Source organism: Thalassospira lucentensis MCCC 1A00383 = DSM 14000 (genome assembly GCF_000421265.1).
Taxonomy (GTDB): Bacteria; Pseudomonadota; Alphaproteobacteria; order Rhodospirillales; family Thalassospiraceae; genus Thalassospira; species Thalassospira lucentensis.
In genome coordinates this window covers 1-14,596 of the sequence record NZ_ATWN01000008.1, presented here as the reverse complement: position 1 = coordinate 14,596, position 14,596 = coordinate 1, and the positions used below count along the sequence as shown (strand labels likewise).

Annotated in this window: 14 protein-coding genes and 3 tRNA genes; 10 read left to right on the top strand and 7 right to left on the bottom strand. The window is 53.4% G+C overall.

Going from position 1 to position 14,596, the window contains the following annotated elements; translation table 11 throughout:
* Nucleotides 1-222: 222 nt before the first annotated feature.
* The 3 genes from K355_RS0115955 to K355_RS0115945 form a co-directional block, all read right to left on the bottom strand.
* Nucleotides 223-1,827 carry a SpoVR family protein gene (locus tag K355_RS0115955; RefSeq protein WP_022733154.1) on the bottom strand — a complete coding sequence of 535 codons (1,605 nt, stop codon included), beginning with the start codon at nucleotides 1,825-1,827 and terminating at the stop codon, nucleotides 223-225.
* Nucleotides 1,824-3,161: a YeaH/YhbH family protein gene (locus K355_RS0115950; RefSeq protein WP_022733153.1), complete on the bottom strand. Its 1,338-nt coding sequence runs from the start codon at nucleotides 3,159-3,161 to the stop codon at nucleotides 1,824-1,826. The genes K355_RS0115955 and K355_RS0115950 overlap by 4 nt, the downstream gene beginning before the upstream one ends.
* Before the next feature lie 166 nt (nucleotides 3,162-3,327).
* The gene (locus tag K355_RS0115945; RefSeq protein WP_022733152.1) at nucleotides 3,328-5,274 is read right to left on the bottom strand and encodes a PrkA family serine protein kinase; all 1,947 of its coding nucleotides are present in this window, start codon (nucleotides 5,272-5,274) and stop codon (nucleotides 3,328-3,330) included.
* A 620-nt stretch (nucleotides 5,275-5,894) separates the two neighbouring features.
* Here K355_RS0115945 and K355_RS0115940 point away from each other — a divergent pair.
* The 7 genes from K355_RS0115940 to K355_RS0115905 all read left to right on the top strand — a co-directional run bounded on the left by K355_RS0115940 (nucleotide 5,895) and on the right by K355_RS0115905 (nucleotide 11,691).
* Complete coding sequence (locus K355_RS0115940; protein WP_022733151.1) at nucleotides 5,895-6,233, top strand: rhodanese-like domain-containing protein; 339 nt, start codon at nucleotides 5,895-5,897, stop codon at nucleotides 6,231-6,233.
* Between the two features lie 147 nt (nucleotides 6,234-6,380).
* A complete protein-coding gene (locus K355_RS0115935; protein ID WP_022733150.1) occupies nucleotides 6,381-6,935 on the top strand; it encodes a helix-turn-helix domain-containing protein in 555 nt (184 codons plus the stop codon).
* 33 nt (nucleotides 6,936-6,968) lie between these two features.
* A complete protein-coding gene (locus K355_RS0115930; protein ID WP_022733149.1) occupies nucleotides 6,969-7,508 on the top strand; it encodes a GNAT family N-acetyltransferase in 540 nt (179 codons plus the stop codon).
* 318 nt (nucleotides 7,509-7,826) lie between these two features.
* Nucleotides 7,827-8,816, top strand: coding sequence for a TRAP transporter substrate-binding protein (locus K355_RS0115925; RefSeq protein WP_022733148.1), 990 nt, complete (start codon nucleotides 7,827-7,829; stop codon nucleotides 8,814-8,816).
* A 228-nt stretch (nucleotides 8,817-9,044) separates the two neighbouring features.
* Nucleotides 9,045-9,536 carry a TRAP transporter small permease gene (locus K355_RS0115915; protein WP_022733146.1) on the top strand — a complete coding sequence of 164 codons (492 nt, stop codon included), beginning with the start codon at nucleotides 9,045-9,047 and terminating at the stop codon, nucleotides 9,534-9,536.
* A complete protein-coding gene (locus tag K355_RS0115910) occupies nucleotides 9,533-10,801 on the top strand; it encodes a TRAP transporter large permease (protein WP_022733145.1) in 1,269 nt (422 codons plus the stop codon). Before K355_RS0115915 ends, K355_RS0115910 begins: the two co-directional genes overlap by 4 nt.
* 5 nt (nucleotides 10,802-10,806) lie before the next feature.
* Nucleotides 10,807-11,691 carry an isocitrate lyase/PEP mutase family protein gene (locus tag K355_RS0115905; protein WP_181850114.1) on the top strand — a complete coding sequence of 295 codons (885 nt, stop codon included), beginning with the start codon at nucleotides 10,807-10,809 and terminating at the stop codon, nucleotides 11,689-11,691.
* A 110-nt stretch (nucleotides 11,692-11,801) separates the two neighbouring features.
* On the opposite strand, the gene K355_RS26305 is transcribed toward K355_RS0115905, so the two are convergent.
* From K355_RS26305 to rlmB, 4 genes are all read right to left on the bottom strand, one after another.
* Complete coding sequence (locus K355_RS26305; RefSeq protein ID WP_373964480.1) at nucleotides 11,802-12,038, bottom strand: type II toxin-antitoxin system RelE/ParE family toxin; 237 nt, start codon at nucleotides 12,036-12,038, stop codon at nucleotides 11,802-11,804.
* 44 nt (nucleotides 12,039-12,082) lie between these two features.
* Nucleotides 12,083-12,376, bottom strand: a complete 294-nt coding sequence (locus K355_RS0115895; RefSeq protein WP_022733142.1) for a ribbon-helix-helix domain-containing protein — start codon at nucleotides 12,374-12,376, stop codon at nucleotides 12,083-12,085.
* A gap of 187 nt (nucleotides 12,377-12,563) precedes the next feature.
* A tRNA-Thr gene (locus tag K355_RS0115885) sits at nucleotides 12,564-12,640 on the bottom strand.
* A gap of 98 nt (nucleotides 12,641-12,738) precedes the next feature.
* Nucleotides 12,739-13,611 (bottom strand): 23S rRNA (guanosine(2251)-2'-O)-methyltransferase RlmB, encoded by an 873-nt coding sequence (gene rlmB, locus K355_RS0115880; RefSeq protein WP_022733140.1) that lies wholly within the window; start codon nucleotides 13,609-13,611, stop codon nucleotides 12,739-12,741.
* Between the two features lie 193 nt (nucleotides 13,612-13,804).
* Between rlmB and K355_RS0115875 the strand changes: the two genes are divergently transcribed.
* From K355_RS0115875 to K355_RS0115865, 3 genes are all read left to right on the top strand, one after another.
* Nucleotides 13,805-13,889: transfer RNA gene (locus tag K355_RS0115875), tRNA-Tyr, on the top strand.
* A gap of 37 nt (nucleotides 13,890-13,926) precedes the next feature.
* Nucleotides 13,927-14,000 (top strand) — tRNA-Gly (locus K355_RS0115870).
* 74 nt (nucleotides 14,001-14,074) lie between these two features.
* Nucleotides 14,075-14,596: GTP-binding protein (locus tag K355_RS0115865; RefSeq protein WP_022733139.1), on the top strand; the 522-nt coding region annotated here is incomplete at its 3' end.

The window sequence follows — 14,596 nt, the reverse complement described above, 5'->3', positions numbered from 1 at the left end:
CGTGACGATCACAAATGGAACGCGCAATGAGTGAATAAGTTGATTTATGTAAATCTTGAGATGGTGATTTGCGCAATGTGGGTCATTGCGGTCCCGGACGTGAGAATGGCGTCCGGGCGCGCCGCAGTCTTGCAAGAAAATACAAGACCGCGTTGGTTATCGCGATTTGGGTTGCTTAAATGCAATGGGCTTTAAGCCGATCACCTTGGACAGGGTGGGCGATCAGGCAGCACTCAGGTCATCGGGTGTGTAGTTTGTTTCATGCAGGATTTCGCCGGTTTTGTAATCGATGGCCTGAAGCGTGACGCCATATCCCCAAAGTTGCCCGATATAGCCCAGCGTCATTTCGGCTTCGGCCTTTTCAAGGCGGATGCCTTCATGTTCGGTGTGCTGGACATACAGTTGGCGGTTGCCGCGAATATCAACATCGACGATTTGCATGTCGGGTTCACGCACTGAGACGTCATGCATGCGTGCCAGTGACCGACGCACCCGGCGATAGCCGTTATCATCGTGGATGGCCGCGACTTCAAGATGGGGGGATGCGCTTTGATCGTCGATCATGAACATGCGCATGTCGCGCATCACTTTGGGCGACAAGAACTGCAAGATGAAGCTTTCATCGCGGTAATTGGCCCAGGCGTCTTTGAGTGTTTCGACCGGTTCATTATTGCCCGCGATATCGGGGAACCATTTGCGGTCTTCGTCGGTGGGATCAACGCACATGCGGTGGATGTCCTGCATCATGGCAAAACCCAGTGCATAGGGGTTGAACCCCGAATAGCGTTGGTCATCAAATTCGGCCTGAAAAACAACCCGTGAATGGGAATCGATGAATTCCATCATCGCCCCTTCGGACACCAGACCCTTGTCATAGAGGCTGTTCATGATGGAATAATGCACATAGCAAGCACAGCCTTCGTTCATCACTTTGGTCTGTTTTTGCGGATAGAAATATTGCCCGATATTGCGCACGATGCGCAGGATTTCACGTTCCCACAACTGCATGGCAGGCGTGTTTTTTTCCAGGAAGTACAACAGGTTTTCTTCGGGCAGGCCAAATTGGGCCCGGCGTTCTTCGATCCGCATTTTGCGCTGGATCTCGTCCACGTCCTGATCGTCGGTGTCGGTCTGGGGCAGGGTGCGCCATAGATCGTTATAGGTTTCGTCTTCGTATTTCGCGCGTTCGCGTTCGCGTTCAAGCTCAACCGCCAGATTGGGTTTTTCCGGATGGGAATAACGGTTAACCCCCTGTTCCATCAGGGCGTGGGCGGCATCGAGAACCCGTTCAACCGCGTCAAAGCCATAGCGATCCTCGCATTTGGCGATATAGCGTTTGGCAAATTGCAGGTAATCGAGAATGCCGTCGGCATCCGTCCATTGTTTGAACAGATAGTTGTTTTTGAAAAAGTGATTATGACCAAAGGCGGCATGGGCCATCACCAGTGCCTGCATGACAATGGTGTTTTCCTCCATGACATAGGAAATGCACGGGTTGGAATTGATCACGATTTCATAGGCCAGCCCCTGATAGCCTTTGCGGTACATCACATCATCGCGCACGAAGCGTTTGCCAAACGACCAGTGGTGATACATGAGCGGCATGCCAATGGAGGAATAGGCATCAAGCATCTGTTCAGATGTGATGACTTCGACCTGATTGGCATAGACATCAAGTTTCAGCTCATTCAGGGCGATGTCTTCAATCGCGTCATAGGTGTTTTTGAGCGTATCAAAATCCCAATCCGCCCCGTTGAACAAAAGCTTGCTGGCCGGTTCGGTCGTTTTGGGGGTGGAGGTGTTTTTGCTGTGCGATGATGTGCTCATGTCTTGGCCTCAGCGCGGTTTTTGGCAAAGAGTTCGCGAAATACCGGAAAGATATCCGCAGCCTTGGTCACCCGTTTAAGCGAAAACCGGGGATTGACGGCCGCAAGCGGGGCATAGGACTTCCAAAGGGCGGTTTCCCCCTCGGCGGCGGCGAAAATTTCGGCCTCTCGCTCGTCAGTGATTTCGATATAGGCGTAATACTGGCATTTGGGCAGGAGGTCCTCGGCCAGAAGGGCGGTGCATTTTGCGCCGTCATTTGAATAGTTGTCGCCATCGGAGGCTTGCGCGGCATAGATGTTCCACTGATCGGTGGGATAGCGGTCTTTGAGTACCTTTTTCATTTCTTCCAGCGCGGTGGAGACAATCGTGCCACCGGTTTCACGCGAATAGAAAAAGGTTTCCTCATCCACCTCGGATGCGCGCGATGTATGGCGGATAAACACCACATCGACATGTTCATAACGGCGATGCAAAAACAGATGCAGCAGCATGAAAAACCGTTTGCCCAGTTCCTTCATCTGTTCGGACATCGATCCCGACACATCCATCAGACAGAACATCACCGCCTGCGTATTGGGATCTGGGATTTGTTGAAACTGGTTATAGCGGGTGTCAATCGGATCAATGAAGGGGATCGACTTCATGCGACGTTTGGCGTTTTCAAGATCGGCCAAAAGGGCATGGAGCTTTTCATCATCAGGTTTGGTCAATTTGCCCGACGGGCGTTTATTGGCCTTTTCCTGAAGGGCGGTGATTTGGTCTTCGAGGTCGCGGATTTCAGCGGTTTTGGGGCGGCGCAAGCCAATGCGCCGGGCCAGTGAATTGCGCATGGTGCGCACCAAACTGAGATTGGCCGGGGTGCCCTGTACGGAAAAACCGGCGCGCGCATTTCGAAATGCCGTGGTTTGTTTGAGGCTTTTTTTCAAAAGGTCGGGCAGTTCGAGGTCTTCAAAGAAGATATCGAGAAACTCGTCACGGGTCAGGGTGAATTGAAATTCATCCTCGCCATCCCCGTCCGGGCTTGCCTTTGATCCACCGGCACCGCCACCGTCTTCGTTGGGGCGTGCGACGCGGTCGCCCTGAACAAATTTCTTGTTGCCCGGCAGAACGTAATCACGGTTGCCGCCTCGGCGTGCATGATGAAATCCCGGTTCTTTGAGCGTTTTGCCCGGAATGATCACCTGATCGCCGTTGTTGATATCGGTAATGCCACGGGTGCGAATGGACTCTTCGACGGCCTTTTTGATTTGGGCTTTTGCACGGCGCATGAAGCGTTGCCGGTTGCCAAGGCTTTTGCCAGTGGGATTTTTACGGCGGTCGACGATGTAAAGCATGGGCGGTCACATCCTTGCACGGGGTCATGTGCGTTGTGTGCGGGGGGTGCCCGCTTAAGGCACACACAGGAAACAGCAAACAGACTGCATCCATGGTGGTCGGAAGAAGGGCACCGGACGGACAAGGGGAAAACCGTCCGGTGCGGTCGGTAAGCCACGTTTTGGCTTAACCGGCCTTATTGACACGCATGTACCATTCGACCAGACGGCGGGTCTGACGTTCGGTATAGGATCGATCAATCATGCGTTTGACGAACTCGTTGTGTTTCTTTTCGGTTTCGCTGTCTTGTTTCGAGCCGAAAGAAATCACCGGCAGCAGGTCTTCGACCTGACTGAACATGCGTTTTTCGATCACTTCGCGCAGTTTTTCATAGGACGTCCAGGCCGGGTTTTTGCCCTTGTTATTCGCGCGTGTGCGCAGGGCAAACTTGACGACCTCGTTGCGGAAGTCCTTTGGATTGGCGATGCCAGCCGGTTTCTCGATCTTGGACAGTTCCTGATCAATGATCTTGCGATCAAGAAGCTGCCCGGTATCGGGGTCTTTGAAGTCCTGATCTTCGATCCATGCATCGGCATACGACACATAACGATCAAACAGGTTCTGCCCGTAATCGGAATAGCTTTCGAGATAGGCTTTCTGGATTTCCGCCCCGATAAACTCGGCATAACGCGGGGCCAGTTCGGACTTGATAAAGTCCATATAGTCCTTTTCGCGTTCTTCGGGGTATTGTTCGCGCCGGATTGCCTGTTCGAGCACATACATCAGATGTACTGGGTCGGCGGCAACTTCGTTGGTGTCATGGTTGAAGGTTTCTGAAAGCACCTTAAACGCAAAGCGGGTTGAAATACCGTCCATGCCTTCGTCAACACCGGCGGTATCGCGGTATTCTTGCATGGATTTGGCCTTGGGATCGACGTCTTTGAGCGTTTCGCCGTCATAGACCCGCATTTTGGAATACAGGTTGGAGTTTTCATGTTCATGCAGGCGCGACAACACCGAGAATTGTGCCAGCATTTTGAGTGTGCCGGGTGCACAGGCGCCCTGTTCAAGCTCCGATCCTTCAAGAAGCTTGTCGTAAATCTGGGTTTCTTCGGTAACACGCAGGCAATAGGGCACCTTGATCACACTGATGCGGTCAATGAAGGCTTCGTTGTTTTTGTTGGCCTTAAACGTTTGCCATTCTGACTCGTTCGAATGGGCAAGAATCAAGCCCTGAAACGGGATGGCGCCCAAGTTTTCGGTGCCGATATAGTTGCTTTCCTGCGTTGCCGTCAGCAACGGATGGAGCATCTTGATCGGGGCCTTGAACATTTCGACAAATTCAAGAAGCCCCTGGTTGGCCCGGTTCAGCCCGCCGGAATAGCTATACGCATCCGGGTCGTTCTGGCTGTAATATTCAAGTTTGCGGATATCGACCTTACCGACAAGCGACGAGATATCCTGATTGTTTTCATCGCCGGGTTCGGTTTTGGCAATGCCGATCTGGCGCAGGCGCGACGGGATCAGCTTAACAACCGAGAATTTACTTAGATCGCCTTCGAACTCGTCAAGGCGTTTGACCGCCCATGGCGACATCAAGCCGGTGAGGCGGCGTTTGGGAATGCCGTATTTGTCTTGAATGGCGTCGCCCATTTTGGCCGGATTAAACAGGCCAAGCGGGCTTTCGAAAACCGGGCTGATGTCATCGCCGGCCTTGAGAACATAAATTGGTTCCTGCTCCATCAGTTCCTTGAGCCGTTCAGCAAGGGAGCTTTTGCCCCCGCCTACGGGCCCCAGAAGATAGAGAACCTGTTTGCGTTCTTCCAGACCCTGTGCGGCATATTTAAAGAAGCCAACGATCCGTTCGATGGTTTCTTCCATGCCGTAAAAATCGACAAAGGCCGGATACCGTTTGATGGTGCGGTTGAGGAAGACGCGGGCCAGTCGGGGATCTGTCGATGTATCGATCAGTTCGGGTTCACCGATGGCGGTAATCATGCGTTCTGCGGCGGACGCATAAGCCGTTGGGTCTTCACGACATAAATTGAGGTAATCGCGAATGGTTAGTTCGGTTTCTTGTTTTCCGTCATAGCCTTCCGCATACAGCTCGAAGATATCCTTGCCTTCAGCCATGGCGCGGTCTCCTTTCAAACGTTATCTCATGCGTGTCAGAATGTGCGTTTCCTGTCGTTCCTGAATTTTTTTTGCGGTGCGGCAGGCCCGTTTTGGGCCGCCTTAGTCTATGTACGTCGGCAAAGCTCGTCTTGATGAGTTTGTCGGACCGTAAATATATTAAAAGAAAATATTGACGTTCTGGTTAATGAATGGCGGAATTCGCCGGGACTTAACAAGAATTGAAGTTTTACAGTATTTCCATCGCGGGTATCTGTATTTGCAGCCAATGGTTGCGATATTTGGCCCTGTTGCAGCGGCCGATTAGTCGACTTTAGAAATGTTTTGGCGGTCATCCGTCGTGCGACCCTGATTTCCGCCCCCGATTTTCATCGGTGCAAAAGCCTACTCTTCAAACGTGGGAAGTTGCGTATCCATCCGCAAGGCAAGACATAAGTATTATCGACGGAATTTCCGCCTATCCGATCACGTGTGAGTGAGCCGGTTTGGCGGTTGCCCTGTGGTGTCGAGGAAAGTCGTGCGGGGATAAAAATTTTGCATTTGCGCAAAGTTGGCCCGAGACGGTATCACAGGCAGTCGGCTTTAACCGCCGGGCACGCGCAAGAATTAAGGAAGCCGGAATGACCGAAGGTAGTGTTGAATTTGTCGAGCCCCATGAACTTGATCAGTTGATCGGGCAGGAAACGGTCACGGTGATTGATGTCCGCGAAGCCGACGAATTCGCCACCGGTCACATCGAAACTGCGATCAATATTCCAACATCGAATTTTGATATCCCGGCCCTGATTGATCTGACCGATGAAAACGACACCGATCTTGTGTTTGTCTGTGCGGTGGGGCAACGATCCTTTGGCGCGGCCAATGCGGTGTTGCCGCACGTCGATTGCAAGGTGATCAACCTTAAGGGCGGCATTCAAAGCTGGACCCGCGGTGGGTTTGATCTTGAAAGTGGCAAATAACCCGACGGGCGTTTGATCGACATTTGTCAGGGACGATCTATTCGAATTGGCTATTCAAACCGGTCTCATCCGTGATGGCCGGTTTTTCTATCTTGACGATTTCTCGAAAATGGAAAAATATCCCATTAAAGAGATTCGAGGGGCGATATGGACGAAATTGAAACAAGACTGGCCGAAAGATTGGCGGCGTTGCGGTCTGATCGTGGGTGGTCGCTTGATGACTTGGCAAAGCGCAGTGCGGTCAGCCGTGCCAGCTTGTCACGGATTGAAAATGGCGATGTCAGCCCGACGGCCAGTGTGCTGGGCAAACTGTGTGTGGCATATGGCATGACATTGTCGCGTCTGATGCAGATGGTCGAGGATGATTTCATCCCGCTGGTTACCCATGCATCGCAAGAAGTCTGGACCGATCCGGAAACCGGATATCGCCGCCGACTGGTGTCGCCGACCTCCCGACTGCTTTCGGGCGAGGTGATCGAAGTTGAAATCGATCCGGGGCAACGCATTGAATATGGCGGATCGCCGCGCGACGGGTTGGAACATCATCTGGTGATGCTTGATGGGCACCTGACCATGCAGATTGATGGCACAACTCACCATCTGGGGCAGGGGGATTGCCTGCGGTATCAGTTGCGCGGTGGCAATGTGTTTCAAACCCCGAAAAACGCGGGTGCGCGCTATCACCTGTTCATTATCGACTAGGCTCTGACCCTAGATCACAGAAAAGAATCCATCATGAACCCATCCTTACCTGCCCCCACGATAATCAACCTTGACGCCGACGGCCTGACCGCGCGGCTGGACCCGTTTGGCGAGATGCTCCATGCCTGTGTCCATGACGGGGCGAGTATCGGCTTTATCGACCCGTTCCCGGTCGAGGAGGCGATTGCATTTTGGCGTGACCGGATTGTTCCGGCCCTTCGTGGCGGGAAGCGGATATTGTTTGCCGCAATGGATCAGGGGCGTGTGGTGGGGACCGTGCAGCTTGATATTGATGCTATGCCAAATCAGCGCCATCGCGGTGACATCAGTAAATTGATGGTGCGACCCGATTGCCGTCGGCGCGGAATTGCCCGGTTGTTGATGATGGCGGCCCAGGACTGCGCGCAGGTCATGGGGCGATCATTACTGACCCTTGATACCCGTACGGGTGACAGTGCGGAAACTTTGTATCTGTCACTTGGGTTTCAGTGCGCAGGGGTGATCCCCGATTATGCCCGTGATCCTTTTTCAGATCACCTTAGTGCAACCACGGTTATGTTTAAGCGGGTTTGAATGTAGCCCCTTGGTTTCGCAGCGCCTTATCACGCGATTCCTGAAAGGTGTATTCAGAACGGGCGTTCTTGCATGCCAGTATTTGCCATCCAGACCGGCATGTGAGTGACAATTGTCGTGCTGCGCTGCGGCGATGTGAGGCGGGTTTGGCTACAATTTCGTTTTGTCATGCGAGTTCAAATCCTTGTGCGGCGCACTAAGGGTTTGTTGGGGGATGTCCTTAACGTGGTAAAACATGTTGAACCCTATTGCGAAATGGGCGCATCTTTTCCTTTGAGACGATAGAATTAAAATAAAAGTACTTGGAGGACGTCCATCATGAAGAAATTTGCCCTTGCCGCGGCGCTGATTGCGTCTGTTGGTTTTGCCGGTGCGGTTCAGGCCGCTGACCTGACCTTGCGCATCTCCTTGCAGTTGCCGATGAAAAGCCACCTTGGCCAGAACCTTTTGATGTTCAAGCAAGAGGTTGAGGAAAAATCAAACGGCGACATCGAAGTTCAGATTTACGATTCAGCCCAGCTTTATAAAGACAAGGAAGTCCCCGCTGCTGTTGGCTCGGGTGCGATTGAAATGGGCGTTGCGTCCCTGACCCGTTATGTCGGTGATGTTCCTGCAGTTGATATTTTCTATCAGCCGTTTGTGTTTGATTCTGAGGAAAAGGTCCGTAAGGCCGTTGCCAAAGGATCGCCGGTGCGCGGTCCGCTTGATGAGGCAATTGCCGATACCGGTGCGACCGTTTTGTGGTGGCAGGCGTACGGCGGGGCGATCATGCTGTCTAAGGATGAGCCGCTGCATGGTCCGGAAGACCTTGAAGGCAAGAAAGTCCGTGTCTTTGGCAAAACCCTTGGTGATTTTGTAACGTCTGCGGGCGGTGCGCCGACACTTGTTTCGGGCTCCGAGCAGTATATTGCCTATCAACGTGGCACGGTTGATGTTGGAATGACGGGTGTTTCAGGCGTTAAATCCCGTCAGCTTTGGGAAGTCATGGATAATATTACCGTGACCAACCATGCCGATATCGAGTTCATTGTTGTGGTCAATACCGATTTCTGGAATGGGCTTAGCGATGAACAGCGTGACATCATCAATACCGCAGCGATGAATGCCGAGGCAGATGTTCGCGACCGTATGAGCGACATCGAAGCCGCTGCTTACAGTGCGGCCGAAGAAGCCGGTATGACGGTTTATCGTCCGACTGATGCGGAACTTGCCAAATGGCGCGCGGTTTCCCAGCCGGTATATGATGCCTTCCTTGAAGATGCCGGTGATCTTGGCAAGCAGGTCTTTGACGCTGCTGAAAAATTCTAGGAACTGTTTTCGGAACGCCTCGATACATTCAGAACCCCATCCGGTCGGTTTTCTGACCGGATGGGGTTCTATGATCTTAATGTCATCATCGCGTGGGGGCCACGCCGCCGTTCTGCTTTGCCCGGGTACCGCGCGCGATGGTGATTTTTTGTATTTTTCGTGATCAGGAGCAAACCGTTCTCGTGATGCAGGCCTAGTGGTCCGTCATCGCAGAACGGCATTATTTAAATGATGTTTGATCGATTGATGCTTTTGCTGGCGTGGGTTGCGGCCCTTCTGTTTGTTGCAGCGGGCTGCATGCTGACCTACGAAGTCATTGCCCGGTATTTCTTTATTCGCCCCACAATCTGGGCCGCCGAGCTTTCGCAACTTTGCCTGATCTGGGGATCCTTGATGGGCATGCCCTGGGCCTTGGCGGCACGTCGCCATATTTCGGTCGATGCGATCACCCGGCTGTGTCCGCCGTTGGTTCAGCGCGGGCTCGAAGTTATTGCGATGACGGCGATCCTTGCGTTTTCTGTCATGGTGACGATCAAGGGTTGGGACATCTTTTTTGAAAGCTTTGAACGCGGGCGCACGACGGGCACGATGCTTGACCTGCCGTCGTGGGTTGCCGAGCTTCCTGTGGCCATCGGATTTGCGCTTTTGGCCGTTCAGGCCGTGATTGAAATTGTCGGCCTTTTGCGGGGCAAGGAAATTCCGAAAGGGGCACACGAATGACCATCGTCTTTACCTTGGCGGCGATGTTCGCCTTGTTGCTTATTCGTGTACCGGTTGCCTTTGCCCTCGGTGGGCTTGGGCTTGGCATGTTGATCCTTGGCGGGTTCTCGCCCTTGATGGCGCCACAGGCGATTTTATCGACGCTGGACGGGTTTATCCTGTTGGCGGTGCCGCTGTTTTTATTGATGTCCAATACATTGTTGCGTGCCGGGGTTGGTAATGACCTTTTTGCCGCGGTGAGTGCATGGGTGGGGCATTGGCCCGGTGGCTTGGCGGTGGCGACCATCTTGTCCTGCGGGGTGTTTGCCGCGATTTCGGGGTCATCGGTGGCAACGGCTGCGACCATTGGCACGGTTGCCATCCCGGAAATGATCAATCGCGGCTACAACAAGCGGTTTGTCTATGGCTTGCTGGCGGCAGGCGGCACGCTTGGCATCCTGATCCCGCCATCGATTCCGATGATTATTTACGGCTTTGTCACCGAAGAATCGGTGATTGCGCTGTTTTTGGCCGGGATTGGGCCGGGCATTGCGCTTTTGGTGCTGTTTATCATCTTTTCGATGGTCTATGCCCGGTTGGGTGGACAGGAACGCGAGCCCAAACGTGATTGGGCCGAGCGCAAACGCGCAACCTTTAAGGCATTGCCGTCTGTTCTGCTTGCTGTTTTGATTATTGGCGGGATTTATTCCGGGGCCTTTACCCCAACCGAGGCCGCGGCCATCGGGTTTGCCGCCGCACTGATCATTACGGCTGCGATGCGGGTTCTGACGTGGGAAAAATTGAAACTGGCGATCTTTGACTCGATGGCCACAACGGTCGCCATCATTCTGATCATTGCCGGTGCCAAGGTGTTTGGCAAAGCCATTACGCTATATCGCATCCCCCAGGACATCTCTGTGATGATCAGTCAGGGGATCGATACCCAGCTTGGCTTTATTCTTGTGGTGTCGGTGGTGCTACTGATCATGGGGCTGGTGTTTGAAGCCCTGTCCATGGTCCTGATCATGACGCCGGTCTTGTTGCCTGCGGCCTTGGCCCTTGGGTTTGATCCGGTGTGGTTTGGGGTTTACATGGTGATCATGGTTGAATGTGCGCTGATTACCCCGCCGGTTGGGTTGAACCTTTATGTCATTCAGTCGGTTGCCAAAACCCGATTGGGCGAGGTGGCACGCGGGGTTTTACCGTTCTTGCTGCTGATGTTCTTAACTGCCGCGATCCTTTACGTCTGGCATGATCTTGCCTTGTATATTCCGTTTAAACTGTGATGCGTATGACCAAAATTGTGACACCTGCTGACAAACTCCGTGATCTTCTGGCGACGGGGGATCTGATTACCATGCCGTGCTGTTTTGACGCGCTTTCGGCCAAGCTGATTGAACAGGAAGGGTTTGGTCTGACGTTTATGTCAGGCTTTGCCACGTCAGCGGTCCGGATCGGGGAACCTGATCTTGGTCTGATGTCCTACGGCGAAGTGCTTGATCAGGCGCGCAACATCACCGATGCGGTGTCGATCCCCGTGATTGGCGATGGCGACACCGGATACGGCAATGCGATGAATGTGCGCCGTACTGTGACAGGCTTTGCCAAGGCGGGCTGTGCGGCGGTGATGATCGAGGATCAGCTGGCCCCCAAACGTTGTGGCCATACCAAAGGCAAGGAAGTTGTCGGTCGGGATGAGGCGTTTGACCGCATCAAGGCCGCGGTGGATGCGCGCGAAGCGGGGGCCGATATCCTGATTCTGGCGCGCACCGATGCCCGCCATCAGCACGGCCTGACTGAGGCGATTGATCGGACGGCGAAGTTCAAGGAACTTGGGGCCGATATCCTGTTTGTCGAAGCACCCAAATCGGTCGTGGAAATGCGCACCGTCTGTGCCGAACTGTCCGGCCCCAAGATGGCCAACATCGTCGAGGGCGGGGAAACGCCGGATTTATCGCCTGAGGAACTCAAGGAAATCGGATATCAGATTGCCGCCTATCCATTGTCGCTGATGGCAGCAGCCATGAAGGCGATGGTCGAAACCCTGCAAACCATGAGACAGGGCGTCCCGCGTGATGACAAGCTGATGGCATGGCCTGATTTGCGTCAGCGGATCGGGTTTGATGACTATTACGCGGAATCGGAGCGTTATGCGTCTTCGCGCCGGGATAGCTAAGTAGTGCCTTTTCTAGATAACAGTCCCGCAAGGTTTCGCGATCTTGCGGGACTGTTATGTTTATACCGATACAAATCCATTTTCGTTAGGTGACGTACAGATTGGCGCGCCTATTTCGGATCAAACTGTGACGTGGTATCGCGCGCACCATGCAGCACACGCAAAATGACCAACCCGGATGGTATTATGCGGTAGTAGATGGCGTAATTTCTATGGATGCAAACGCGAAGGCCAGGCGACAGTTCGTCGCGTTTGGGGCCCATTTCCGGATTCTGACAAAGGGGATCAAATCGTTCGCCGATCTCATGGATCAGGCGGGTTGCCGCATCATGATTGTCCTCGGCGATAAACGCCCAGATATCGGCAAGATCGTTCTGAGCCGTCTCGGTAATTAAGAGCGGGAGCGGACGTTTAATTTTTCCTGTCCTCTCTGGAGGATCGTTTCAGCATTAAAGCTGTTCACGCGATCTTCTGCGATGTCTTGGTCTCCAACGGCGATATCTGCACGCAGGGCATCAAGCTCGCTCTGTTTGAGTTTGCGTTTATGCTGCCAATCGCGCAGGGCTTCTCGGATGATTTCGCTGCTCGAAGCGTAACCGCCCTCACGCATTGCAGAGCGCATCGTATGCGCCATTTCCTGCGTTACCGTAACGGTCATGCGTTCAATCGTATTGTTCGTGCCCATAATGTGACTCCAATCGTCAATCGTATGACTTTATCATACTTTTTTGGTATTTTCATTTTGAAATTGGAAAATGCAGTCCACCAAACACATTGAGTTCGGCATAGCAGTGTCATTTGTTGTCGGGCAGGCTGAAGTTTATAAAAGAAAACCCCGCAGCCAAAAAGGCGTGCGGGGTTTTCTTTTTTAGTGGTGCCGGCAGAGAGACTCGAACTCCCAACCTTCGAATTACAAATCCGCTGCTCTACCAATTAAAGCTATGCCGGCTCAGGCGGCGCGAAACATAGTCCGGACCGTTCCTGAATGCAAGAGGGTGATTAGCAGAATTTTGCATCTTTGATTCACCCCTTAGATTCGCATCATTCCTACTTGCGGTAAAGCTCGTAGAGCGCAACCGCAGCCGCATTTGACACATTGAGGCTTTCGATGCGGTCAGACATCGGAAGTTTGACCAGAAAATCGCAATTCTCGCGGGTCAGGCGACGCAGGCCTTCGCCTTCGGACCCCATGACGATTCCCACCCGGCCTTTGAGGTCGGCCTCGGCAAGTGTCTTTTCGGCATAACCATCCATCCCGGCCAGCCAGAAATGCGCATTTTTAAGCTTATCAATCGTCTGATTGAGGTTGCCCGCATGAATGTAGGGAATGGTTTCAAGCGCACCACTGGCCGATTTGGCCAAGACACCGGTTTCAAGCGGAGCATGACGGTCGGGGACAATGACGGCCGATGCGCCAAAGGCCGCCGCACTGCGCAGGATCGCACCGACGTTGTGGGGATCGGTGACCTGATCAAGCACAATGACGGTGCATTGTTCCGAATCCCGGTGGTCGGCGATGAATTCTTCGATCGACAACTGGGGCAGGGGGGCACAATGCATGGCCATGCCCTGATGAACGGTGCCCGGTGGCATCATTTCATCAAGATCAGTGCGACCGGCCGAATCTACTGGGATGTCGGTGCGTTCGGCATCAGCAAGCGCGGTATTAATTTCATCGCGGACCGTTTCAGTGGCCCAGATTTTGTGAATCGTGCGCTGCGGATTGGCAATTGCCATCATAACCGGATGACGCCCAAAGAGAATCAGGCGCGAATTTCCGCCTGATGGGGCGCTATCGCGGCCGCGTTTTCGTCCGCGACGCGAATTGCCTTCACGGTTTTCGTCGTTTTGCGGGAGGTTATCCTGCCCGACGTCATCTTGATGACGATTTCCTGAACGTGGTTTGTTGCGTCGCGACATAATGGCGGAAACCTCCGGGCCGTAAGGAACTGAATGCACTTTGTTTCGCTCAAGGAGCAAAGCTTGGGGAACATATAGGAAAGGAAATACGATTTCGTGTTTTTTTTGCTGTTGACAACACAGGGGCCTCCGCCGTATTCCCTCCCTCGCCGCAACGAGGCCGGGGGAACCCGGACGGCGTTACGACCCTGATGGAGGGGTGGCAGAGCGGTCAAATGCAGCGGACTGTAACTCCGCCGACTTAGTCTACGCAGGTTCGAATCCTGCCCCCTCCACCATAACTCTCGCCCTCGCGAGGGCTCGCACTAGAAATATGCGGGTGTAGCTCAATGGTAGAGCAGAAGCCTTCCAAGCTTACGACGAGGGTTCGATTCCCTTCACCCGCTCCAATTTTAGAATGTACCCGTCGGCTCGTGCGGTGGGTTTTACTTGTTTTTTGGTTCGGATATAGGATCTGAGGGCTATGGCCAAGGAAAAATTTGCGCGCACAAAACCGCACGTCAACATCGGCACCATCGGCCACGTTGACCACGGCAAAACCACGCTGACCGCAGCGATCACCAAAGTTCTCGCAGAGAGCGGCGGCGCATCGTTCCAGGATTACAGCATGATCGACAAAGCACCGGAAGAGAAAGCTCGTGGTATCACGATCTCGACCGCGCACGTCGAATATGAAACTGCAAACCGTCACTATGCCCACGTCGATTGCCCGGGCCACGCCGATTATGTGAAAAACATGATCACCGGTGCGGCTCAGATGGATGGTGGTATTCTTGTTGTGTCGGCAGCAGACGGCCCGATGCCCCAGACCCGTGAGCACATCCTGCTTGCGCGTCAGGTTGGTGTCCCGGCACTTGTTGTCTTCATGAACAAAGTTGACCAGGTCGATGACGAAGAGCTCCTTGAGCTCGTCGAAATGGAAATCCGTGAGCTTCTGTCGTCCTACGACTTCCCGGGCGACGACATTCCGATCATCAAGGGCTCG